Source organism: Pseudoalteromonas aurantia 208 (assembly GCF_014858725.1).
Taxonomy (GTDB): Bacteria; Pseudomonadota; Gammaproteobacteria; order Enterobacterales; family Alteromonadaceae; genus Pseudoalteromonas; species Pseudoalteromonas aurantia.
The window spans coordinates 63,199-86,404 of record NZ_AQGV01000014.1 but is presented as its reverse complement, the minus strand read 5'-3'; the positions used below and the strand labels follow the sequence as shown (position 1 = coordinate 86,404).

Here is a 23,206-nt window from a genome sequence, read left to right as displayed (position 1 = left end):
TGCTTTTTGTTGACAGTTCAAACTTTGCTCATTAAAATTCGGCCACCCATTTATTCGTTCAAAGCTTAGAATGAAAAATAGGGTCAGATTTTTTTATTTTTTTCAGCAGTAATTTTAACTAATCAGGAGCTATTTAATGGCAACTATTAACCAGCTAGTGCGTAAGCCACGTCGTAGCAAAGTTACTAAAAGTAACTCAGCCGCGCTTAAAGCTTGTCCGCAAAAGCGTGGTGTATGTACTCGCGTATATACAACTACACCTAAGAAACCAAACTCAGCATTACGTAAAGTAGCGCGTGTACGTTTAACTAACGGTTTCGAAGTTACATCATACATCGGTGGTGAAGGTCACAACCTTCAAGAGCACAGTGTAATCCTAATCCGTGGTGGTCGTGTTAAAGATTTACCAGGTGTGCGTTTCCACACAGTACGTGGTGCACTTGACTGTGCAGGCGTAAACGACCGTAGACAGGCTCGTTCTAAATACGGTGCAAAACGCCCTAAGGGCTAATGGTTCTCCGTTAGTAAGGCCAAGCACTTAAGTTTTAATTTTTAAATAATTTGTTTTGGGGAATCGTTTTAAATAACGAACCTGAAGATACCGGAGATATAAAATGCCTAGAAGACGCGTAATAGGTCAACGTAAAATTCTTCCAGATCCTAAGTTCGGATCGGAACTTCTTGCTAAATTCGTTAACGTAGTAATGTTAGACGGCAAGAAATCTACTGCTGAAAAAATCGTATACGGTGCGTTAAACGTGGCTGCTGAGAAATCAGGTAAGTCGCACCTAGAAATCTTTGAGTCTGCACTTGAAAATGTACGTCCAACGGTAGAGGTTAAATCTCGCCGTGTTGGTGGTTCTACATACCAAGTACCAGTTGAAGTACGTCCAGTTCGTCGTAACGCATTAGGTATGCGTTGGTTAGTTGACGCTGCACGTAAGCGTGGCGAGAAGTCTATGGGCCTTCGTTTGGCTCAAGAAATCGTTGACGCTGCTGATAACAAAGGCACTGCGGTTAAGAAACGTGAAGACGTTCACCGTATGGCTGAAGCGAACAAAGCATTCGCTCATTACCGTTGGTAATCTGCTAAGACCCTTTAAGAGGATAATATGGCACGTACAACTCCTATTGAGCGCTACCGCAACATCGGTATTTGTGCTCACGTAGATGCAGGGAAAACCACCACAACAGAACGAGTTCTGTTCTACACAGGTCTGTCTCATAAGATCGGTGAAGTTCATGATGGTGCTGCAACTATGGACTGGATGGAGCAAGAGCAGGAGCGTGGTATTACCATTACTTCTGCTGCGACCACGTGTTTCTGGAAAGGCATGGAAAGTCAATTTGACGACCATCGTATCAATATTATTGATACTCCAGGGCACGTAGACTTCACCATTGAAGTAGAGCGTTCTTTACGCGTACTTGATGGTGCGGTTGTGGTGTTATGTGCTTCATCAGGTGTGCAGCCACAGACAGAAACTGTTTGGCGTCAGGCGAACAAATACGAAGTACCTCGCATGGTTTTCGTAAATAAAATGGATCGCACTGGTGCTGACTTTTTAGCTGTCGTGGAGCAGGTTGAAACGCGCCTTGGCGCGACACCTGTGCCTATTCAGTTACCAATTGGTGCTGAAGACGAATTTAAAGGCGTTATTGATCTCATCAAAATGAAAGCCATAAACTGGAATCAAGAAGACCAGGGTATGACATTTACATATGAAGAGATCCCAGCAGATCTTCAGGATTTAGCCGAAGAATGGCGTGCTCACATGATTGAGAGCGCTGCTGAAGCAACTGAAGAGCTAATGGACAAATATCTAGAAGACGGTGAGTTGACTGAAGAAGAGATTAAATCTGCACTTCGTCAACGTACATTGGCCAGTGAAATTGTGCCGATGACATGTGGTAGTGCGTTCAAGAACAAAGGTGTACAAGCTGTGCTTGATGCGGTTGTTGAATTCATGCCATCACCTACAGAGGTTAAAGAAATTCAAGGTGTGTTGGAAGATGAGTCTGAAGACACTCGTGCCGCAGATGATAATGCGCCGTTCTCGGCGTTGGCATTTAAAATTGCCACTGACCCATTTGTTGGTACTTTAACCTTTTTCCGTGTTTACTCTGGTACTATTAAACAGGGTGACGCGGTTTACAACCCAATTAAAGGCAAAAAAGAGCGTTTGGGCCGTATCGTCCAAATGCACGCGAATTCTCGTGAAGAGATCAAAGAAGTACGCGCTGGTGACATCGCGGCGGCTATTGGTCTTAAAGATGTTACTACTGGTGACACAATATGTTCACAAGAAGCTGTTATTACTTTAGAGCGCATGGAATTTCCTGAGCCAGTAATTTCAGTCGCGGTTGAGCCAAGAACGGTGGCTGACCAAGATAAAATGGGTCTCGCGCTAAATAAATTAGCCGCAGAAGATCCATCGTTCCGTGTAGAAACGGACGAAGAATCAGGGCAAACGATCATCTCTGGTATGGGTGAACTTCACCTTGATATCATTGTTGACCGTATGAAACGTGAATTCAACGTACAATGTAACGTTGGTAAGCCTCAAGTGGCATACAGAGAGACTATTCGTAGCTCAGTAGAAGCAGAAGGTAAATTCGTACGTCAATCTGGTGGTCGCGGTCAATATGGTCACGTTAAGCTCAAGCTTGAACCAATGGATATTTCTGATGATGAAGCACCAATTTACGAATTCGTTAACGAAATCGTAGGTGGCGCAGTACCAAAAGAATATATTCCAGCGGTTGATAAAGGCATTCAAGAACAGATGCGTCAAGGTGTCCTTGCCGGTTATCCGTTATTGGGTGTTAAAGCGACATTATTTGATGGCTCATTTCATGATGTAGACTCAAACGAAATGGCGTTTAAAATTGCCGGGTCAATAGGTTTTAAAAACGGGGCGCTTGAAGCGAATCCTGTTATTATGGAACCTGTGATGAAGGTTGAGGTTATCACCCCTGATACAAACATGGGTGATGTAGTAGGTGACTTAAATCGTCGTCGTGGCATAATTGAAGGCATGGAAGAAGCATTTGGTGGCTTAAAGCAGGTTAATGCACAAGTCCCGCTTTCTGAAATGTTTGGTTATGCGACCGATCTTCGCTCCGCTACACAAGGCCGCGCTTCATACTCAATGGAATTTTCCAAGTATGCTGAAGCCGGAAAAAATGTAGCAGAAACAATAATTGCAGCTCGCGCTGTTAAGTAATTTTAGTTCGGTCCGGTCTCTAAGGGCTGGACTTTAATTTCTTTATAGGAATTTTTAAGATGGCAAAAGAAAAGTTTGAACGCGTAAAACCGCACGTAAACGTTGGTACAATCGGCCACGTTGACCACGGTAAAACAACCCTAACTGCAGCAATCACTAACGTACTTGCAAAAGTATACGGTGGTGAAGCAAAAGACTTCGCAGCAATCGATAACGCTCCAGAAGAGCGTGAGCGTGGTATCACAATCTCAACGTCTCACGTTGAGTACGATACACCGACTCGTCACTACGCACACGTAGATTGTCCAGGACACGCGGATTATGTTAAAAACATGATCACAGGTGCTGCACAAATGGACGGCGCAATCCTAGTAGTTGCTGCAACTGACGGCCCTATGCCACAAACACGTGAGCACATCCTACTTTCTCGTCAGGTTGGCGTACCTTACATCATCGTATTCATGAACAAATGTGACATGGTTGATGACGAAGAGCTACTTGAGCTAGTAGAGATGGAAGTTCGTGAACTTCTTTCTGAGTATGACTTCCCAGGTGATGACTTACCACTAATCGCAGGTTCAGCGCTTAAGGCGTTAGAAGGCGAGAAAGAGTGGGAAGACAAGATTGTAGAGCTTGCAGAAGCACTAGATTCTTACATTCCAGAGCCAGAGCGTGACATCGATAAGCCATTCATCATGCCTATCGAAGACGTATTCTCAATTCAGGGTCGTGGTACAGTAGTAACTGGCCGTGTTGAAGCTGGTATTGTAAACGTGAACGACGAAGTTGAAATCGTAGGTATGAAAGAAACTACGAAGACAACTTGTACAGGTGTAGAGATGTTCCGTAAGCTTCTAGACGAAGGTCGTGCGGGTGAGAACATCGGTGCACTTCTACGTGGTACTAAGCGTGAAGATGTTGAACGTGGTCAAGTACTAGCGAAGCCTGGTTCAATCACGCCACACACGAAGTTCACTTCAGAAGTATACGTACTTTCGAAAGATGAAGGTGGTCGTCATACTCCATTCTTCAAAGGTTACCGTCCACAGTTCTACTTCCGTACAACTGACGTAACAGGTAACGTTGAGTTACCAGAAGGCGTAGAAATGGTAATGCCTGGTGATAACATCAAGATGACTGTAGACCTAATCGTACCAATCGCGATGGACGAAGGCTTACGCTTCGCTATCCGTGAAGGTGGTCGTACAGTTGGTGCTGGTGTTGTTGCAACTATCGTTGAGTAATATCGACCATAGTTAATGCATAAGCATTCATAAGAAACCCAAGCTTAGGCTTGGGTTTTTTTATGCTTGCGATTTCAACCTTCGTAGATAATTGATTGTGCTCTCAATCACCTCAGGGACTGATACACTTGATTTCCGCGTACAGATCTGGCTTATATGGTCTAGGCTCTGTAGGTAGCCTTTCAAAGCGCTGAATCCCCTTTCTGAGCGTCAGTTGTGGAACTAACTCTTTACATAACTGTCTACTATGTCTAAGTAAAAACACACTTTGTTGGGTAAATGCCTGATAGCTGTCCGCGAGGATCCTGATGGCAAACCGTCTCTCACTGTATTGTACTAGTCTATAGTGTACCTTATGGTCGAAGTCATATAGCTTTTGCACTTCACCTAACTTAGCTGGAGTGTGGTGGCACCCTGCTAGAAAAAGTAGCACGGCAATACTGGTACATTTTAATTGGGGTGATACATTGAGCGCAAACATGAATTTCCTTAAAAATATTGCTACTTTTAAGAATAACATATTGGAGAGTCTGGATTGTTTAAACAAATCAAAAAACTATTAAAGGAATTATCTGAGCAGCCAAGAGAAAAAAATACGATTGATTTTAATACTGCGCTGGCTGCGTTATTGATTGAGGTAATGCGTGCTGACGGAAAGGTACTTGAAATAGAATTAATTAAAGTCACTGAAGTGCTTGTGGAACGTTGTGAGCTCGATGATAAACAGGTAAATGCGCTGATCACGTTAGCACAGCAACTCGTTGAGCAGGCGATAGATCTCTATGCCTTCGTTAAACAAATTAATAATAATACATCGGATATAGAGCGTATTGAAATTGTGCAACTACTGTGGTTTGTTGCATATGCAGATAATGATATTGACCGTTATGAAGATCATATTATTCGTAAAATTGCAGGGCTATTATATGTCAGTCATGCTGATTTTATCGCGGCCAAATTGGCCGCTCAATGAATACTACGCGATAAAAATTAGGATTAAAAAGTAGGCTAGTGCGCTAATTCTGACTTACATGATTGCACCACTTCTTTGAGCATAAAGTTAACTAATGTAGGGCTGATCTGATACATTTTAGCGATGTCTTTTTGCTTCATTTTTCCACTTCTATAGAAACTCACCACATTTTGATGCCTGGTAGATAATTTATTGATTGTTTTATTCACTTGCTGTGACACTTGGCGTTGTAAGTAGCGCTTTTCAATATTTGAATTATCATCATTGAACTGTTCAGTTTGCACACATTCAATATCAACCCATGCTTCCCGTGTTTGTTTTCGCAACATATCAATCGCGATATTTCTTGCTACTTGGTATGCATAGCTTGTCGCATTTTTTACTTGGTAGTTTTGATTCTCAGACATACCAGATAACCGAATAAATGTATCTTGAAGGGCATCTTCTGCAAGATAAGGGCAGCGTAAAATATTACTTAAGTAAGCAAGTAACTTAGCTTGATTTTGTGCAATAACCTGAGACCACTTATTTGCGAACTGCGACACGAAATACTCCTTATTGTACTCAATATTATAACAATAGTGAAAATGCAAATGATTATCAGTTGTGTATTATTTATAAATTTCACTCTTTGTCAATGGTCATAGTAGACAAAGTTACATTTACTTAACCAGAACAGGTAAGCGATGTAGGCTTTTTGTCCACTAGGTGGTTTGAATGCCGCTTTTATTGAAAGAATTAGTAATTAAGGAAAGTAATGGCAACACATAAGGTTATGGTCAAAGTATTGAGTATATTGTTCTTATTTTTCGGTTTACAACTTGCTGTAGCATCCGAAAATACATCCTCTAAAGTATTATCCGAAAAGGTGAATGTGTTGCGTAGCCAATATGGCATGGCACATATTGAAGCGACGAGTTTGTACGGGTTAGCCTATGGTAATGCGTATGCTCAAGCTCAAGATCATATTTGTATTTTAGCCGATGGATATTTACGTAATAGAGGACAGCGCGCTGAGTATTTGGGTCCAGATCGACTGCTTAACGATAACGCACATGTTATTTCCGATTTTGGTTATCGCATTTTGGACGTCTATGGACGAACTCAACGACACTACTCTGAGCTTTCCGATGACACACAAGCTTTAGCTGAAGGATTTGCCGCTGGTTATAACCGTTTTCTAGCTGAGGTGAATTTAGGTCATGAAAAATTGGGAAAAGAGTGCTTAGGTGCATCATGGGTGATGCCGATTGACGCAGTGGATGTTGTGGCGGGTATATTATCGTTGGGGATACAAAGTAGCTCAGGACGCTTTGTGCCTGCTTTTGTTCAAGCCCATCCGGGGGAGCAAGATGAATGGCGGCCTTATCTGGTTAAAAATATGGTGAGAAATTCATGGGAAATGAATCTCGTCCAAACTGATTTTTCAATACCAGAACATCAACAGGGCTCGAATGGTTGGGCACTCGGTAAAGAAAAAACTAAAAATAGTCGCGGGATTGTGATGGCGAACCCTCATTTTCCGTTTAACGGTAATTTTAGGTTCTGGGCGAATCAGGCAACGGTAACAGATCGGATAAATGCAATGGGGGCATCAATTATAGGATTTCCGGGCCCTATTAATATAGGTTTCAATGACTCATTAGCTTGGACTCATACGTTTTCAGCAGCGAAACATGCGGTGTTTTATCGTTTATCACTGAAGCCTAATGATAAGCTCAGTTATGAATTAGATGGACAATGGCAAACTATCGAATCACGCGATATTGATATTCAGGTAAAAATAGGTAATGGGACACAAACGCTCAGAAAAACAGTTTTTTACACAGATATCGGCATCGTTATTGAGGATAGTAAGCGCTTCCCTTGGGATGATCAGTTTGTGTATGTGTTAAAAGATGCCAACTTAGATAGCTTTGACTCAATAGACCATTGGTTAGCAATGAATGAAGCAGATGATTTGGCTGAGTTTAAACAAACATTTCAAGATCTTGATGGCATGATGTTTAATAACACATTGATGGCTGATAAGGATGGAAATACATTCTACATTGATGACTCCAACGTGCCTTTGTTGTCATCAAAGGCGATTACCTTTTTGAAAACGGATCCAATCAGCGCAAATACCTTTGCAAGGTCGGGGTTAATTGTATTACCCGCAAAAGAGCGTAGCTTCATTTTTAATGCTGAGGTGGAGTTTGAACATGCCCCACAGTTAGAGCGAAATGATTACGTGCAAAACTCAAATGATTCCTATTGGTTAACCAATGCTTTAGAACCACTAGTGGAGCACTCACCGTTATATGGCAAGTTTGCAGTGATGCAATCAATGCGTACACGACTTAGCCTCGATATGTTGTCTAATCGAGCAGGTCAAGATGGCAAGTTCACTATTGCTGAAGTGGAGCATGCCCTATTGGACAATAGTACGTTCTTTTCGCGTTTTAAATCTGATTTGCAAACTGCTTGCATCCTATTTGCGTGTCAAGTCGCTGGGAATGTGGACGCTGCATGCCGTGCAGTGACCTTATGGGATGGAATGTTTAATTTAGACTCTAAAGCGGCGCATTTAATCAATGAATTAGTATATATGATTGATTTAGAAGCAGACTTTAATGTGAAATTTGATTCTAAAGATCCAATTAACACGCCTAGAGATTTAGTGAAAAACAGTGATATTTTGAAACGTTTAGCGGTCGCAGCTGAATTGGTTACAAGTGCAGGTTTTGCGTTAGACGCTAAGTGGGGAGATGTGCAGTATTTACAAAAAGACACACGTCGGATCCGCTGGCCTGGAGCTACCCATCATGTTGGAGGGTTTAATATTTATGCTGCAAGTAACCATATGGATATGACGTCATTTTCTCCATCTGTACGTGCGGGAGTTAATAACCCTCTAACCAAAGCACCAACTTGGTCAGGGTTAAATCAAGATGGTATTCCCGTACATTTTGGATCAAGTTGGATGATGGTGGTGGGGTTTGAAAGTACAGGTCCAAAAGCGCGAGGCTTATTGAGCTTTTCCCAATCAACTTTAGCGGGATCAAAGCACTTTACTGATCAGAGTTTGCAGTACAGCCAAATGCAACAATTGATTGATTTGCCTTATAGGAGAGAAGACTTAGCTAAGCAGCTAAAAAGTAAAATCACATTAAAGATAGAAAAAGACTAAAAATCTTTCATTGTCGAGCGTCACAAAGCCATTAGTCGCAAATGATTTTTAGGAAACACGATGAGTTTTGACAACGAGAATGGCACTTTTAAAGTACTTATGAATCACGAAGAGCAGTATTCACTTTGGCCGAGTTATAAAAGTGTTCCTGGTGGTTGGAAAGATGTCGGCATTGAAGGCAGTAAGGATACATGTTTAACGTATATTAATGAAAACTGGACCGATATGCGTCCAGCTAGCCTACGTGAAGCAATGGCTAAGTAAAGTCAAATTAGTAGTGATATAAAACGGTATGGTAGTCGTACGCTGTGTTTATATCGCTACTACATAAGACATAATCTATTGTTTTGTATTCAAATCTTACACATTCCTACCAATAACATAGCCAGTTAATTTTCTAATGGAGCCTGATATGTCAGCTATTACCATCATGGATTATTTAGCTCAGCATGCTGAGCAAACCCCCGATCGCGTTGCACTCATTTGTGTTGATCGGAAGCAACGTACTTCTTGGACATATCATGCTTTGTATCAACGCTGTATCTGGTTAGCTAACCACATTCACGCACAAGCAAAAGTGGGAGATCGCGCATTAATATTAATGGATTCTGGTATTGACTATGTGTCGAGTTTTTTTGCATGTCAATACATAGGTGTAACCGCCATTCCGAGTTTTCCGCCAGAATCGACAAAAGAGCAGCATATTGCTCGAACCGTTGGCATTGCAGAAGATTCTCAAGCCGCTGTTGTATTAACGACGACGCGCTTTGCTGAGACGGTGCATGCAATGGTAGAACAAACAAGTAATAGCACCATGTTAGTGGTTGATACATTGGATGAATCGATCACCCAAGTACAAAGGTATGACGCTTGTGAAAATGATATCTCATTTTTACAGTACACCTCAGGATCGACAGCGAAGCCAAAGGGTGTGATGGTCAGTCACCGCAATTTAATAGCGAATGAACGAGCAATAGCGGAAGTCATTGAAACATCTGCTGAAGATGTATTCGTGAGTTGGTTGCCGTTGTTCCATGATATGGGCCTTATTGGTGGCTTATTACAACCTATATTCTCGGGCTTTCCGTTAGTTTTGGCATCTCCGCGTTACTTTATGGAAAAGCCAGTACGCTGGTTAGAGTTAATCAGCGAGTATAAAGGCACTATCTCTGGTGGGCCTGATTTTGCCTTTCGGTTATGCCTGGAGCGTATTAAAGACAAGCAAAGAGCCACGTTAGATTTATCCAGTTGGCGCGTTGCATTTTCAGGTGCAGAGCCGATCAGGCATGACACCTTGTATGACTTTGCGGACAGTTTTAGCGTTAATGGTTTTAAAGAAGAGGCATTGTATCCTTGCTATGGTTTAGCGGAAGGGACGCTTTTAGTGACGGGGAGTAAAGCGGGAGCTGGCGCACAAATTGAGGCATTTTGTAATAATGCGTTAAGTGCAGGAAAAGCGCGTCAGGTAGTACCACAAGATAATCGCAATAGTCATGAGTATAGTCACCAAGTGAGCTGTGGGTATACACCTTCGAAGCATACATTGAGAATTACCAATGTGAATACCCATGCTAAGGTAGATGATGGAACCATTGGTGAAATTTGGGCTGCTGGACCAAGTATTGCTGTTGGATATTGGCAAAATGCACAAGCAACCGCGGATACTTTTGTTGAGTTAGATGGCAAGCGTTGGCTTAGAACCGGTGATGTGGGCTACATTTTCGAAGGGCAGCTGTATATTTCAGGTCGGCAAAAAGACTTGATCATTATGAATGGCCATAATATTTATCCGCAAGATATTGAACGAGCGATTGAGGATAGCTTGCAATTTGTACGCAAGGGTCGCGTATCTGCATTTCCAGTCAAAAGTAATGAAAGTGGAGAAGGGATAGGGCTGGCAATTGAAACCAGCAATAGTTATCGCAATGACACCGCAGAGCAAGTCACAGCACAAATCGTTCGTGATTTTATTATCAGCGAATTTAAGGTTGCTCCAGAATTATTACTGTTGCTTGATCAAGGAGGGTTACCAAAAACGTCGAGCGGCAAACTACAGCGTAGTGCGTGTTTAAAATTACATTTACAAGACTCACTGCCAAGCTATGGTGTATTTGACCAACACCAGTTACAGATGTTAGAAAATGGGGCTCCAAGTGATATAACACTGTGGAATGAAGATGAGCAACGGCTGGTTGCTATTTGGCAGCAAGTATTGCGTTATCCTGTGCGCAGCAAAGACGCAGACTTCTTTGCATTGGGTGGTAACTCAATTAAAGCAACGCAATTGTTAGCGCAGGTTCAGCAGCAATTTAACTGTTACATCGAACCGGCAAGCGTTTTTGAAGCTACTCGATTTGGTGCCTTTTATGACCTTGTTATACATGCCAGACAACAAACATTACATGATATTACAGTATTAAATGCTACTGAAGCCCCATTGAGTGCACAGCAGTTGAGACAGTGGTTCTTGTGGCAATTACAGCCTAAAAGTAACGCGTATCATATTGGTGGAATGTTTGACTTAGCAGGGCAGATAGATGTTTCACTGTTTCAAGCAAGCTGTGAAATGTTGTTGCGACAACACCCAATACTAACACACCGTTATTATAAGACGAGCGCCAGTCAAGTGGTGCAAACCCCGCAAAAGCAATCTCTAAATTGGCGTTATGTGGATTTAAGTGCCAGCGCTCAATCGGCCTTGCAATGGACAACAGAGTTTAATCAGCAGCCTTTTAATTTATCACAAGGTGAAAATTGCCGTATCGCTTTAATTAAAACGTCGGAACATACTTTTCACTGGGTAATTATTTTACACCATATCGCGGGCGATGCCTGGTCATTTGATCTAATGCTAGAAAGCGTCGTGCAAAATTATATTCGCTTAAGCGAAGGTGAGTATGAAAGTGCGATAACGAGTAATACAATTACATATGGTGACTATGCAAGCTGGCAGCAAGGTTGGCTTGCATCAGATGAGGCGCAAGCTCAATTAGAGTATTGGCAAGCACTGTTAATGCAAACAGGAGATGAAGTATTACTTGTACCTGATAAACCGCGCTTAGGTAATCAAGCCTCTCCAATGCAGACAACCACATTGTCGTTAGGTCATGTGCAAGTTGAACAACTGCAAAAGCGTGCACATCAGCAGGGGGCAAGCTTGTTTATGTTGCTGTTGAGTGCATTACAAGTTCTGTTTTATCGACGTACAGGGTTGGCCGCACCGCGCATCGGAGTACCGATTGCTAATAGAAACCAAAATGCGTTACAGCGCTTGGTCGGTTATTTTATTAATACACAAGTTTATACTGCGCGATTACATTCTCAGATGTCATTTAATGATGTTTTACAGCAATGTAAGTCGACCTCAATTGCCGCGCAAAAAAACCAATTGTTACCGTTTGAACGATTAGTTGAAGTGATTAATCCAGTACGAAATCTCGGTGAAACCCCTTTATTCCAGGTGATGTTTAACCATGTAGAGCATGACTTTTCAATACTGTCGAGCTTGCCTGACGCTGAGTTGGTACAGGTGCAGCCATTGCAGTCCTTGGCACAATTTGATGTGAGCTTAGACTCAAGGTTAATGGCCAATGGACAGCTACATATCGAGTTTCAATATGCCGAAAATTTGTATCATCATGAAACAATAGAGAGTCTAAAAGAAAGCTTTGCGGTATTACTTGAACAGCTAAGTCAATCATCGGTGCCGTCAATTTCAGAGGTTACATTATTGTCGAAAGATAAACATGCAGCTCTTTTAACACTAGGTAAAGGTGAAAAACAAGTAGTGCCAGATAAACACTGGTTGGTCAATGTAACTGACATTGCGCAACGAGAGCCAGAGCGAACTGCGCTGGTATTTCAGGACGCACATTATAGCTATAGTTGGTTGGAGCGACACAGTAATGCGCTTGCCGATATTTTATTAAGCAATAATGTGAAAACGGAATCGGTTGTGGGTGTGATGTTGGCACGGACACCAAATATGCTGGCGTCAATTTTAGCGATTTTAAAGGTGGGTGCTGCATACTTACCTTTAGATAGGGCATTTCCCGCTGAAAAATTGCAACACATGCTTGATGATAGTGGTTGTGTTGCTATTTTTAGTGAGCATCAAGAATGTACACTGCAATTTGCGGGTACTTGGCTTGCGCCAACTGCGTTATTGGTAAATGATGACTTGAACATGACCGCGCCACATATCGCGGTGCACCCGCAGCAAACAGCGTATTTAAATTACACGTCGGGATCAACTGGTAAGGCTAAGGGGGTCGCGATCCCTCATGGACCTCTAGCACAGTATATTGAATCTGCTGTGGAGTTTATTCGATTACGAGAAAGTGATGTGGTACTTCAATTTGCCACCGCGAATTTTGACGCATTTGTTGAACAAGTTTTTCCTACCTGGTGCGTTGGTGGGGCCATTGTGTTGCGCGATGATAGTTTGTGGGACGCTAAAAAACTACTGACGCAGGCACAAAAACATCATATTAGCGTAATGGATTTGAGCGCAGCGTATTGGCGTACAGTGGCTAAATCATGGGCTCAAATGGCAACATCCCAAGGATCGTTAACTTTACCTCAGTTGCGCCAAGTGCATTCAGGCGGAGAGGCAATGTCACTGGCTGCAATTCAAGATTGGCATACTGCGGGGTTGAGTCACGTTAAGTTATTGAATACCTATGGGCCAACGGAGGCGCTCGTAGAGGTGGCGATTTATGATTGTGCGCAGTTACGTCATAACACCCGTGACCAAGAGGCGGTGCCGCTTGGTCGCCCACTTGCCGGACGCCAGCTTTATGTCTTAGACGAACAATTGGATTTAGTGTGTGATGGACAAGTTGGAGAGCTTTACGTCGGAGGTGCGCAACTAGCACGAGGTTATTGGCAACGTGCAGCGCAAACAGCGCAGGTATTTGTTGCGGATCCATACGCAGATGAATTGGGTGCGAGAATGTATGCAACCGGAGATCTTGTGAGTTGGCGTGACGGACAACTTCACTACCATGGTCGTCGAGACCATCAAGTCAAAGTGCGCGGCTTTAGAGTTGAACTGAGCGAGATAGAACATGTACTAGCAACGCTTCCAGACGTTGAATTTGCGGTTGTTGTACCACGAGAGAGTGAGCACGGTACTCGTCTTTGTGCATATGTTGCAAATGCACAAGGGAATGTGACGAGTAAGCAAATTAAACATGTATTGAAAAACCAATTACCTAGTTACATGGTACCTGAGCATATTGAGGTTGTGACTGAGCTGCCTATCAATTCGAGTGGTAAAGTTGATCGTCAAAACTTACCAGTGCTGACAGACCTATCAACAGGATACACCATCACGCCAGCCAGTAATGCAATGGAACAGTATATTCATGAGATCTGGGCGAAACAATTACGTCAGACTCAAATAGACCGCAATGCTAACTTTTTTGATATTGGTGGGCATTCTTTATTGTTATTGGCGGTACATGGGGACTTACAGGTCGATTACCCCAATTTAGAAGTAACAGAATTGTTTACCTATCCAACGATAGCAGGTTTAGCTGAAGCACTTCAGAGCACAAACACACAGATAAAATCACAGCAGCAACCTAACAGAGAAAAACAACGACGCGGTATGGGCGCAATTGCTGCACGTCGTCGTAAAGTGACAGGATCTTAATAATGAATGATATGACCCAAGAGCAGCAAATAGAATATAGCAGCGTAGATATTGCCATTGTAGGCATGGCGGGACGTTTTCCTGATGCAAGTAATGTTGATGAGTTATGGCGCAATGTGGCGAACCAGCACTGCAGTATTACGCCATATAGTGATGCACAGTTGCGAGAGGCGGGTGTAGACTCGGACGTCCTTTCAGACCCTGACTATGTGAAAGCCGGCATCCCATTTTCGGGTATGAGAGAGTTCGATGCTGGATTTTTTGGTTATAGCCCAAAAGAAGCAGAGCAACTTGATCCACAACAGCGCATATTTCTGCAAACATGTTGGCATGCACTTGAAAATGCAGGTGTCATGCCAAGCTCAGATAATTTAACCGGCGTGTTTGCTGGATGTGGTGTACCCAGTTATTTGTTGCAAAACTTATTATCAAATAACACCCAAAATGATATTACCAGCTTATTAGCATTGACCAATGGTAATGACAAAGATTCATTGGCGACTCGCGTAAGTTATGAGTTAAATCTTAAAGGTCCATCTGTGACAGTACAAACTGCGTGTTCTACGTCACTTGTCGCGGTTCACATGGCATGTCGTTCGTTACAGAACTTTGAAAGTGATGCCGCACTGGCTGGCGGTGTTTGGTTAAATCTTGCTGCAGATCAAGGCTATCATGCTCCTGTAGGGGGGAGTTTATCACCGACTGGACAGTTAAGTGCATTTTCAGAAAAGGCGGATGGTATTTTAATCGGCAGTGGCAGCGCTGCGGTGGTGCTAAAGCGTATGGAAGATGCATTGCACGCAGACGATAATATTTTGGCTGTGATCAGAGGGTCGGCGATCAATAATGATGGCAAAGATAAAATAGGATATACCGCGCCGAGTGTAACCGGGCAAGCTAATGCTGTAAGCGCTGCGCTGGCGTTCGCTGACGTAGAGCCGGATTCAATTGGATACATTGAAGCGCATGGTACAGGCACAAAGTTAGGAGATCCGATTGAGATAGCTGCATTACGTCAAGCCTACCAGTCAAATGCGACGCAATATTGTGCCATTGGATCGATTAAAGCCAATATTGGTCATTTAGACTCGGCCGCAGGGGTCACAGGCTTGATCAAGGCGGTGCAAGCTTTACGGCACAAGCAGCTACCACCGAGTATTCATAGCGAGCCTGCCAACCCTGCAATTAATTTCGCTGACAGTCCATTTTACGTTAATACCGCTTTAAAAGCATGGGATAGCAATGGACCTCGCAGAGCCGCCGTAAGTTCTTTAGGGATGGGTGGCACCAATGCGCATGTGATTTTAGAAGAGTACGAGTCTACATCACAGACCAAAGATGACGATAATAAAGTGCGCACGCCTTGGTATATATTACCCATTAGCAGTACTACCCGTGAGGGGTTAGATGCACAAGTGGCTGCGGTTCAAAAAACGTTAGTTGCTCAGCCTAGTCGTTTGCGTGAAACAGCTGCACAATTGCAGCATAAACGTGCAGCACTTGCTTATCGAAAAGCATTTGTAGTACGAGATCATGAGCAAGCAGTATCTTTATTGAGCCGCGAAGTGGTTGCTAAGAAAGTTTCAGATGTTCGTGTTGGTTTGATGTTTTCAGGGCAAGGTTCGCAATATGTGACAATGGCGCAACCATTACTACAGCACAACCCTACTTTTAAAGCCGCATTCGATGTAGTTGTGGGCTGCTTTTCTGCCACTTTGCAAGCACAACTATTGACCGTCTTCATGCCTGAAGATGATCAAGTACTAGCGGCTAATCAGTTATTAAATCAAACACGTGTAACGCAACCAGCCTTGTTTGTTGTTGGGTATGCGATGGCAAAAACGTATCAAGATATCGGGTTAAAAATTACGACAATGCTTGGCCACAGCATTGGTGAGTATGTGGCTGCATGTTTGGCAAATGTTATGTCGTTAAACACAGCTGTAACATTGGTTACTGCCAGAGGTGAAACGTTACAAAGCATGGCACCTGGCACCATGCTATCAGTCGTAGGCGATGAGCAATCACTCAGACCATATTTGACTGACGCGTTAGATATTGCGGCATTGAATAGCCCAACAAATACCGTTGTATCAGGAACAAAAGAAGCGATTAAAGCACTCCAAACGCAATTGAAGGCACAGCAAATTAGTTGTACGCGCTTACATGTTTCTCATGCTTTTCATAGTCATTTGACTGATGCGGTATTACCGGAATTTAGGGTGGCATTAGAGCAGGTACAATTGAATGCGCCAGAAATACCATTTGTGAGTAACGTGACAGGGCAATTGATCTCAGATGAGCAGGCAACTTCAGTACAATATTGGTTAGACCATATCCGTCAGCCCGTTAATTTTGTGGCGGGCGTAGAAACGTTGGCAAACCATTGTGATGTATTTATTGAGGCTGGACCTGGGGATACACTACAAAAATTAGCACGGCAGTGTACTATTTCTGATGAACTTACTGTATTACATTCAATTGCGCATGTCAGAGAGGTTAAAGAGCCTATAGCGCCTTTTGCAAAAACTGTCGCTACATTATGGCAGTTAGGTATGACTCTTGATTGGCAGCGCTGTGGTGAGCTTATCCCCAGAGGGGAAAATATTTTACCTGAATATCAATTTAGTAATAATGAATATTGGGTAGAAGCAAAATCTACGGATCACTCTATCAACGCCAATAACGTGGAATTACCCGTACATAAGCCGCAGCTATTGCAGCCAGTTTGGCAGCAAAAACCTTTGATTGCGGATACTGGTAACTTAGCTGAACAACACTTTTTACTCTTGGCTTCTGACTCAGAGGTCTGTAGTACGATTAGTCATGGTTTGGTGGAACGAGGTGCTCAGGTAACCACCCTTTGGTATTTGGAACACAGTAGTGAACAAGGTGTGAGTGTGCAAGAAAATGGGCATGTTCATTTCGACTATAGTAACGCTGAACATTGGATTCAGTTACAAACATTGCTATCACAGCAGCCTGTCGTGACACACTTTATTGATGCGCGCTTTCTGGATGTAGCAAAGCCGCACGATGCGCTGGGGTATCATCGGTTATTACCCTTAGTACAAAACTTGGTTAATACCTTTAATATTCGGTTAAGTGTATTGGCGACAGAGTTATTTTCGGTGTTAGCTGATGAAACTTTATCACCAGAGAAATCAACGTTACTGGGGTTAACTCGGGGCTTGCCACTCGAGCATCAAATATCGACTAGAGTGTTTGAGTTTAGCGCGGCAAATTTATCTCTTTCAGATAATCTATTGAGCCAGGTGGTTGAAGATTTAGTCGATGCGACTGGTGATGGACACAATGAGGTGGCTTATCGTGGTAAGCAGCGTTTTGTACTCAATGAATGTGAAGTGCCAGCTATAGCAAAGGCGTCGATAGATGCGGGTGTCACATTCATTACGGGAGGGTTAGGAGGTGTTGGCTTACATTTAGCACAGTTTCTTGCAAGCCAAGGGCATGCTTTAGTATTGCAAACGCGTAGTGATTTTGCCCCGACTTCACAATGGCAGGCATTGGCAGAAAACAGTGACACAGATGATAAATTACGTGCTCAGCTAACCACATTACTTGCCATACAAACACAAGTTAAGGTTGTGGTGGTTACCGCTGATGTACTTGATATTGCACAATTAACACAATCAGTGAAAAAAGCAGAGCAGCAAGTTGGTGCAATTACTCATGTGATCCATAGTGCGGGTTTACCTGGTGGTGGTTTTATTCGTACGATGCATTTAGATCAAGCCCAACTGACTTTATCGGCGAAGGTGGAAGGTACGCAAAACCTATTAACCATTTTCAATCATCATAACTTGCAGCAATTTGCGGTGTGTTCTTCTTTAGCCTCGGTATTAGGCGCATACGGCCAAAGTGACTACTGTGCTGCGAATGTTTACCTAGATACTTTGGCACATCAATCCCACCGCTTTCCCGTGGTGAGTATCAATTGGGATGCGTGGGCTAAAACTGGGATGGCTGCGAAGTTCCAATTACCCGAAGGTTTAGGGCTACAAGGAGACGCTGGAGCAGCGATGTTAGTCGACATATTCACAAGTGCTCAACCACAAGTTTATGCTGCTAGTATGAATTGGGCGCAATTGGTTCGTATCACACGAGAAGCCGAGCAGGCTATATTAAATGCGCCAGCCAAACCAACTGGTCATGGTCGTCCAGATTTAGACACCGAATATGAAGCACCAGAGAGTGAACTAGAGCATAAGCTGGTGGCTGTATGGCGCGAATTTCTAGGTTTTGATGAAATAGGTGTATTTGATAGCTTGTTTGCGCTAGGTGGAGATTCACTGATTGCCATTCAGATGTTGGCTAAGGTGAAGCAGCAGTTTTCAATTGAATTAGAGCCCGCTGAATTTTTTGAAGACCCGAGCATAGATAATTTGGCGTACATCATAGAAGGGAAGTTAATCGAGCAACTTTCGGAATAAGCGTACCCCGTAAGCCCAAGCCAAATCGGTTTGGGCTTTTTGTAACATCAACTCAGAGGTGAAAATGAAAAAACAACGGCCTATGAATTTAGCAATACAGACCATGGCTCTGCCGATTACTGCTTATGCATCAATCCTACATAGGATCAGTGCCGTGGTGATGTGGGTTGGCTTTGCTTTTTATTTACCAACTTTATGGTATTCACTACAATCTCCAGAAAATTTTGCTTTATTGCATGCATTACGCGATGAAAGTACGATTATCCAGCTATTCTTATGGGCTTTTTTGACCGCAATGGGATATTACTTATGCGGCGGTGTTAAGCACTTAATTCAAGAGGCAGGGCATTTTGAGAGCTTAGAAGGTGGGGCGCAAATTTCATGGGCATGTATTGCTATCGGCGTATTACTGAGTATGTTATCAGGGGTATGGATATGGCTATGATAAATTTATCCGGCACACAGCAATGGATCTTACAGCGCATTTGTAACGTGATCATTATTTTGTTTGTGGCGGCGATGATCGGGTATCTGGTGTTATGTGGGCCAATTACATTTTTGATGTGGTCATCCCTGCACGGTGCACTGTGGTTTAAAATGATCGCGACAGTGGTACTTACGGCAACCATGATGAATGGTATTTTAGCCGCTTGGCAAATCGCTGGAGACTACATCAAAGGGCGTTTTAACACACTTTTTAATATCATTTTGGTTGCGCTTAACCTCGGGTTATGGGGTTTTGGCCTAGGCTTGCTCTGGGGTGGTATTACGATGTAATTTAATCAGCTGCATAGGTGTAATGCCAAAGTGTTTTTTAAAGGCGGTAATAAAATTGCCCACATGAGTATATTTTGCTAAATATGCAGCTTCTCCTATCGTTAAACCTTCTATGAGTAATGCTTTTCTGGCTTTTTCTAAGCGCTTTATTTTGACGTATTGTTTTAACGTGGTGTTGAAACTGCGTTTAAAATTTCGCTGTAATGTACTGATGCTAACGCCTAACTGATCGGCAATGTCAGTGAGGGTAAAGTCTTGCTCTAAAAGTAATAATAATGCGCTCAGCTTAGCCTCACTGGCTTGAACAGGTGCGTGTGAATAGTGTGCTTGATTTGGTTTTGAATCAGGGTGATAAAATTGGCTAATCACATTATACAATAATGCGAGAGCGTGTTGCTCTAACAATAGCGGGGCTAAAAATGGTGTGCTGTCATCATGATTAGCAATGGTTTTGGCTTGTTGGAGTAGTAAGGGAGTGAGTGGTGTAATATAGACATTTTGAGAATGAAAAAGCTGCTTGTCTATTTGCTGACAGGCTTGTTCACTGGCCATCTTTTGTAAAAACCAGCTGCGCTCACAGCTGAGGGTGATTTTTTCTACAGGCTGCCCATCCTGCATAAAACGGGTAAAAATATCTTGTTTGTTGACTATATTAACAAAGGCAACAGGCCCCTTATCAGCACTAAAGTGATAACGTTTTTGTGCCACTCTAAACGACACAGCTCCCGCTAATAATACTGTTATATGGCAGCCTGCGGGTAAGATAGCACTGCTACTGGTATTACTATTTTCTACGATATTAGCGCGGTGTAAATAACACCCTTTTTGTAACTCTATGAAGCTTAAATGACCCTGTGCTACGCGTGTTTGCTGAGATGGCGAGTGTTGACGGGACTCTAAGCCAATTTTTTGTAAGGCATAAGATAGATCATCGGCATAAATACAAGTTGTCACAACGTCAATCCTTATTGATGTTTTTGCAAATAAGTTAGACGATTTTGCAAAATAGAACAGCAAATATCAACCTGTAATCTATGTACAATATTGATATTAATTCTTATTTACATTTAAGGGATGTTGTATGTTGATTTTAGCGGCTCAACAAATGGGTTTTCGCAAAACGGGCCTAACGTTAGCTTTAGCAAGTGTATTTATCGCGCCATCAGTGTACGCAACGGCTGATAATATAGAGAAAATCGCCGTGTGGAGTACGCAAGTTAAAACGTCAGCGCTTTACTTGCAAGAGCAAGATATTGCCGATAAACAAGCAGATCATATTTCTGATTTACTGCGCAGCATCCCAGGTATTGATGTGGGCGGCGCACACTCTTTAAATCAACGTATTACGATTCGTAGTATGGATGATAAAGATCTGAAAATTTCCATTGATGGTGCCGCGCAAAATTCTTATATGTACCATCACATGGGGAATTTACAGATCCATGCAGATATTCTTAAATCAGTGGATATTGAAACAGGCACAAATTCGGTTATAAATGGTGGCTTAGGTGGCGCTGTACGGTTTGAAACAAAAGAAGCCGCCGATTTGTTAGCACCTGGGGCTTCTGTAGGTGGGCGAGTATCGGCTGGTGTGGCAAATAATGCAGGGCATAATTTTTCTTTGACAGGTTATGGGGTCTTAACTGAACAGCTAGATTTCTTGGCGTATTATAATCAAGTCACACGAGACAACTACGACGTGGGTGGCGGAGAAATTACCGATCAAACTGGTGGGGCCATAGTGGGCACCGATGGTACTGTCCGAGGTCTTGAGGGGGATGTGAATGATGCATTATTTAAGGTCGGCTGGAACGTCGATGTTAATCAGCGACTTGCGTTGAGCTATGAGACCTATGAGGACAAAGGTCACTATAGCTACCGCCCTGATATGGGGCTGGCAACTGACCTTGTATTTGAGAAAGGGTTAGGTACGCCTTTGTTATGGCCTACAGAGTTTACTCGTGACACGCTCACTTTAAGCTATGATTTAGAGTGGGGCCAAGGTTCTGCCTTAACTGCGAGTATATTTAGCAATGTCAGCGAGCTTTACCGAGATGAAGCCGGTTGGGCACTTTCACCGAGTCCGCGTTTTAGGGGGAATGCGGGTCAAGTCACTGGGGAGGCAAAAAATAGCGGGTTGAATCTCATAGCTCAGACGCCGTTTGAGGCGCTTTTTTCACGTGAAAGCCATCTCATCACTTATGGGGCTGATTATCTTAAACATGATACGGATTTCCATAAATTGGCCCCAGATAACACGGTCAGTCAATCACAAGAAGAAGCTAAAAATTTAGCGTTGTTTGTGCAGGATCGCATTGAGTTCGATAGTGGCTTGGTGATCATGCCAGGTATACGTCATGATAGTTATAAGATTGATTCAAAAGTGATCACCAACGACTTTACCGAGTTGTCTTTGTCGCTTGCAGCGGAATACCATCTAACCGAGAATTTCTTGATTAAGATCAGTAGCACGGAACTATTTAAAGGACCAGAGATTGGCGAGGTGTTCGCTGGCGCAGGCCTTAGGGATAGTGAAAATAATGACATTGAAGCTGAAACGGGGCTTAACACAGAACTGGCGATTGCTTATCAACGGACGATAGGTAACTCAATCACTTGGTCGGCAGGGATGACTGCTTTTTCAACGCATATAGACAACTATATTTACGATAGTGCAATGAAACCACAGCCAAAACATCGCTGGGATCAATGGAAGGATAATATCGGTGATATGCAGATTGATGGCTTTGAAGCGTATTCTGAATTTACTCATAGACGGCTATCAATTCAATTTACCTATGCTCAATCGAATAGTGATTTGTCGGCATTTTCGCATTATGAAGTATTAGATGGCTCACGATTAGAGCGAGAGCAAGGCGATACAATTACGACGCGTGTGGCTTACCAATTCGAGCGTTATGACCTTGATGTTGCTTGGGAAGGTATGATGGTTGGCGGTGTGGCTGAAGGGCAATTTTTAGGTGGCCCTAGCATTAACAGTGAAAAGCGCAGTTATACGGTACACAATTTGTCGGTGCATTGGATGCCACAGACGATAAGTGCACTGCATTTTCGAGTTGGCATTGACAATGTATTTGATGAATTTTATGCCTCTCAGTCATCTAAAACAGGCGTGACTGGCCACCCATTAGCGGGCGAAAAGGGGCTGTTTTTAATGGATTACGAACCTGGGCGTAATATAAAAGCCACTGTTGCTTATCAGTTTTAAGGGGTTTTAAGTTGTTTAACTAGGGGCTGTTGATCTTTGCTGTTCTATTTTTGTTCTCTTTGAGCGTGCTTTTATCGCGGCGCTTAATGTGTGGCTTAGTGATCTAAGCGAATATTAAGCAACAAAGAGAAAAGGGCGCTCAAAAGAACCAGTAGGCAGCGCTTGATTGGCTTTTCTACTATGTTATCGGCTGACTCACATGGAATAACCATGCTACGCAGCCTCTGCCTTGTATAAAAGCCAATCAAACTGCTGCAAAAAGGAACCTGAAAGATCAACAGCCCCTAAAAGTGTTTCCTACAATAACCCATGCATTGAGCGCCCGTCTTGATGCATGGGTTTTATCTTATCCAAGTTACCTATTATGCCGTCGAGCTGGTGATCAATATTGATAATGAGTAACAAAATAACACACGCATTGGCACGCATCGCAGATTTTATGCCTGTATTGGTCTAGTGAGATTGATGTGT

Annotated in this window: 15 protein-coding genes; 12 read left to right on the top strand and 3 right to left on the bottom strand. The window is 43.0% G+C overall.

Annotated elements, in window-relative coordinates; genetic code table 11:
* Window positions 1-136: 136 nt before the first annotated feature.
* From rpsL to tuf, 4 genes are all read left to right on the top strand, one after another.
* A complete protein-coding gene (gene rpsL / locus PAUR_RS17540) occupies window positions 137-511 on the top strand; it encodes a 30S ribosomal protein S12 (protein ID WP_010367657.1) in 375 nt (124 codons plus the stop codon).
* A gap of 103 nt (window positions 512-614) precedes the next feature.
* Window positions 615-1,085, top strand: coding sequence for a 30S ribosomal protein S7 (rpsG, locus tag PAUR_RS17535; protein WP_010367661.1), 471 nt, complete (start codon window positions 615-617; stop codon window positions 1,083-1,085).
* A 27-nt stretch (window positions 1,086-1,112) separates the two neighbouring features.
* Entirely contained in the window at window positions 1,113-3,227 is a 2,115-nt protein-coding gene (fusA, locus tag PAUR_RS17530) for an elongation factor G (RefSeq protein WP_192509035.1), read from the top strand.
* A gap of 59 nt (window positions 3,228-3,286) precedes the next feature.
* Window positions 3,287-4,471, top strand: coding sequence for an elongation factor Tu (gene tuf, locus PAUR_RS17525; RefSeq protein ID WP_192509034.1), 1,185 nt, complete (start codon window positions 3,287-3,289; stop codon window positions 4,469-4,471).
* A 112-nt stretch (window positions 4,472-4,583) separates the two neighbouring features.
* On the opposite strand, the gene PAUR_RS17520 is transcribed toward tuf, so the two are convergent.
* Window positions 4,584-4,952, bottom strand: a complete 369-nt coding sequence (locus tag PAUR_RS17520) for a hypothetical protein (RefSeq protein ID WP_192509033.1) — start codon at window positions 4,950-4,952, stop codon at window positions 4,584-4,586.
* A 54-nt stretch (window positions 4,953-5,006) separates the two neighbouring features.
* Here PAUR_RS17520 and PAUR_RS17515 point away from each other — a divergent pair, with 54 nt between their 5' ends.
* A complete protein-coding gene (locus PAUR_RS17515) occupies window positions 5,007-5,444 on the top strand; it encodes a tellurite resistance TerB family protein (protein ID WP_192509032.1) in 438 nt (145 codons plus the stop codon).
* 35 nt (window positions 5,445-5,479) lie between these two features.
* Here PAUR_RS17515 and PAUR_RS17510 read toward each other — a convergent pair whose 3' ends face one another.
* The gene (locus PAUR_RS17510) at window positions 5,480-5,989 is read right to left on the bottom strand and encodes an RNA polymerase sigma factor (RefSeq protein WP_192509031.1); all 510 of its coding nucleotides are present in this window, start codon (window positions 5,987-5,989) and stop codon (window positions 5,480-5,482) included.
* Window positions 5,990-6,201: 212 nt separating this feature from the next.
* On the opposite strand from PAUR_RS17510, the gene PAUR_RS17505 reads away from it, so the two are divergent.
* From PAUR_RS17505 to sdhD, 6 genes are all read left to right on the top strand, one after another.
* Entirely contained in the window at window positions 6,202-8,616 is a 2,415-nt protein-coding gene (locus PAUR_RS17505) for a penicillin acylase family protein (RefSeq protein WP_192509030.1), read from the top strand.
* 60 nt (window positions 8,617-8,676) lie between these two features.
* Window positions 8,677-8,880: an MbtH family protein gene (locus PAUR_RS17500; RefSeq protein WP_192509029.1), complete on the top strand. Its 204-nt coding sequence runs from the start codon at window positions 8,677-8,679 to the stop codon at window positions 8,878-8,880.
* A 148-nt stretch (window positions 8,881-9,028) separates the two neighbouring features.
* On the top strand, window positions 9,029-14,275 hold the full coding sequence (locus PAUR_RS17495) for a non-ribosomal peptide synthetase (RefSeq protein WP_192509028.1): 5,247 nt from the start codon (window positions 9,029-9,031) through the stop codon (window positions 14,273-14,275).
* A 2-nt stretch (window positions 14,276-14,277) separates the two neighbouring features.
* Window positions 14,278-18,729, top strand: a complete 4,452-nt coding sequence (locus tag PAUR_RS17490; RefSeq protein ID WP_225738481.1) for a type I polyketide synthase — start codon at window positions 14,278-14,280, stop codon at window positions 18,727-18,729.
* A 64-nt stretch (window positions 18,730-18,793) separates the two neighbouring features.
* Window positions 18,794-19,174, top strand: coding sequence for a succinate dehydrogenase, cytochrome b556 subunit (gene sdhC, locus PAUR_RS17485; protein WP_192509027.1), 381 nt, complete (start codon window positions 18,794-18,796; stop codon window positions 19,172-19,174).
* Window positions 19,165-19,506, top strand: coding sequence for a succinate dehydrogenase, hydrophobic membrane anchor protein (gene sdhD, locus PAUR_RS17480; RefSeq protein WP_192509026.1), 342 nt, complete (start codon window positions 19,165-19,167; stop codon window positions 19,504-19,506). Before sdhC ends, sdhD begins: the two co-directional genes overlap by 10 nt.
* On the opposite strand, the gene PAUR_RS23920 is transcribed toward sdhD, so the two are convergent.
* Window positions 19,474-20,460, bottom strand: a complete 987-nt coding sequence (locus PAUR_RS23920) for a helix-turn-helix transcriptional regulator (protein WP_192509025.1) — start codon at window positions 20,458-20,460, stop codon at window positions 19,474-19,476. The two genes, sdhD and PAUR_RS23920, sit on opposite strands and share 33 nt — an antisense overlap.
* A gap of 127 nt (window positions 20,461-20,587) precedes the next feature.
* Between PAUR_RS23920 and PAUR_RS17470 the strand changes: the two genes are divergently transcribed.
* Entirely contained in the window at window positions 20,588-22,735 is a 2,148-nt protein-coding gene (locus tag PAUR_RS17470) for a TonB-dependent receptor domain-containing protein (RefSeq protein ID WP_192509024.1), read from the top strand.
* Window positions 22,736-23,206: the final 471 nt, after the last annotated feature.

What these genes read in the sequence shown, in the direction of transcription:
- rpsL (WP_010367657.1), top strand. Translation starts at nt 137, where the DNA reads ATGGCAACTATTAACCAGCTAGTGCGTAAGCCACGTCGTAGCAAAGTT.
- rpsG (WP_010367661.1), top strand. Translation starts at nt 615, where the DNA reads ATGCCTAGAAGACGCGTAATAGGTCAACGTAAAATTCTTCCAGATCCT.
- fusA (WP_192509035.1), top strand. Translation starts at nt 1,113, where the DNA reads ATGGCACGTACAACTCCTATTGAGCGCTACCGCAACATCGGTATTTGT.
- tuf (WP_192509034.1), top strand. Translation starts at nt 3,287, where the DNA reads ATGGCAAAAGAAAAGTTTGAACGCGTAAAACCGCACGTAAACGTTGGT.
- PAUR_RS17520 (WP_192509033.1), bottom strand. Translation starts at nt 4,952, where the DNA reads ATGTTTGCGCTCAATGTATCACCCCAATTAAAATGTACCAGTATTGCC.
- PAUR_RS17505 (WP_192509030.1), top strand. Translation starts at nt 6,202, where the DNA reads ATGGCAACACATAAGGTTATGGTCAAAGTATTGAGTATATTGTTCTTA.
- PAUR_RS17500 (WP_192509029.1), top strand. Translation starts at nt 8,677, where the DNA reads ATGAGTTTTGACAACGAGAATGGCACTTTTAAAGTACTTATGAATCAC.
- PAUR_RS17495 (WP_192509028.1), top strand. Translation starts at nt 9,029, where the DNA reads ATGTCAGCTATTACCATCATGGATTATTTAGCTCAGCATGCTGAGCAA.
- PAUR_RS17490 (WP_225738481.1), top strand. Translation starts at nt 14,278, where the DNA reads ATGAATGATATGACCCAAGAGCAGCAAATAGAATATAGCAGCGTAGAT.
- sdhC (WP_192509027.1), top strand. Translation starts at nt 18,794, where the DNA reads ATGAAAAAACAACGGCCTATGAATTTAGCAATACAGACCATGGCTCTG.
- sdhD (WP_192509026.1), top strand. Translation starts at nt 19,165, where the DNA reads ATGGCTATGATAAATTTATCCGGCACACAGCAATGGATCTTACAGCGC.
- PAUR_RS17470 (WP_192509024.1), top strand. Translation starts at nt 20,588, where the DNA reads ATGTTGATTTTAGCGGCTCAACAAATGGGTTTTCGCAAAACGGGCCTA.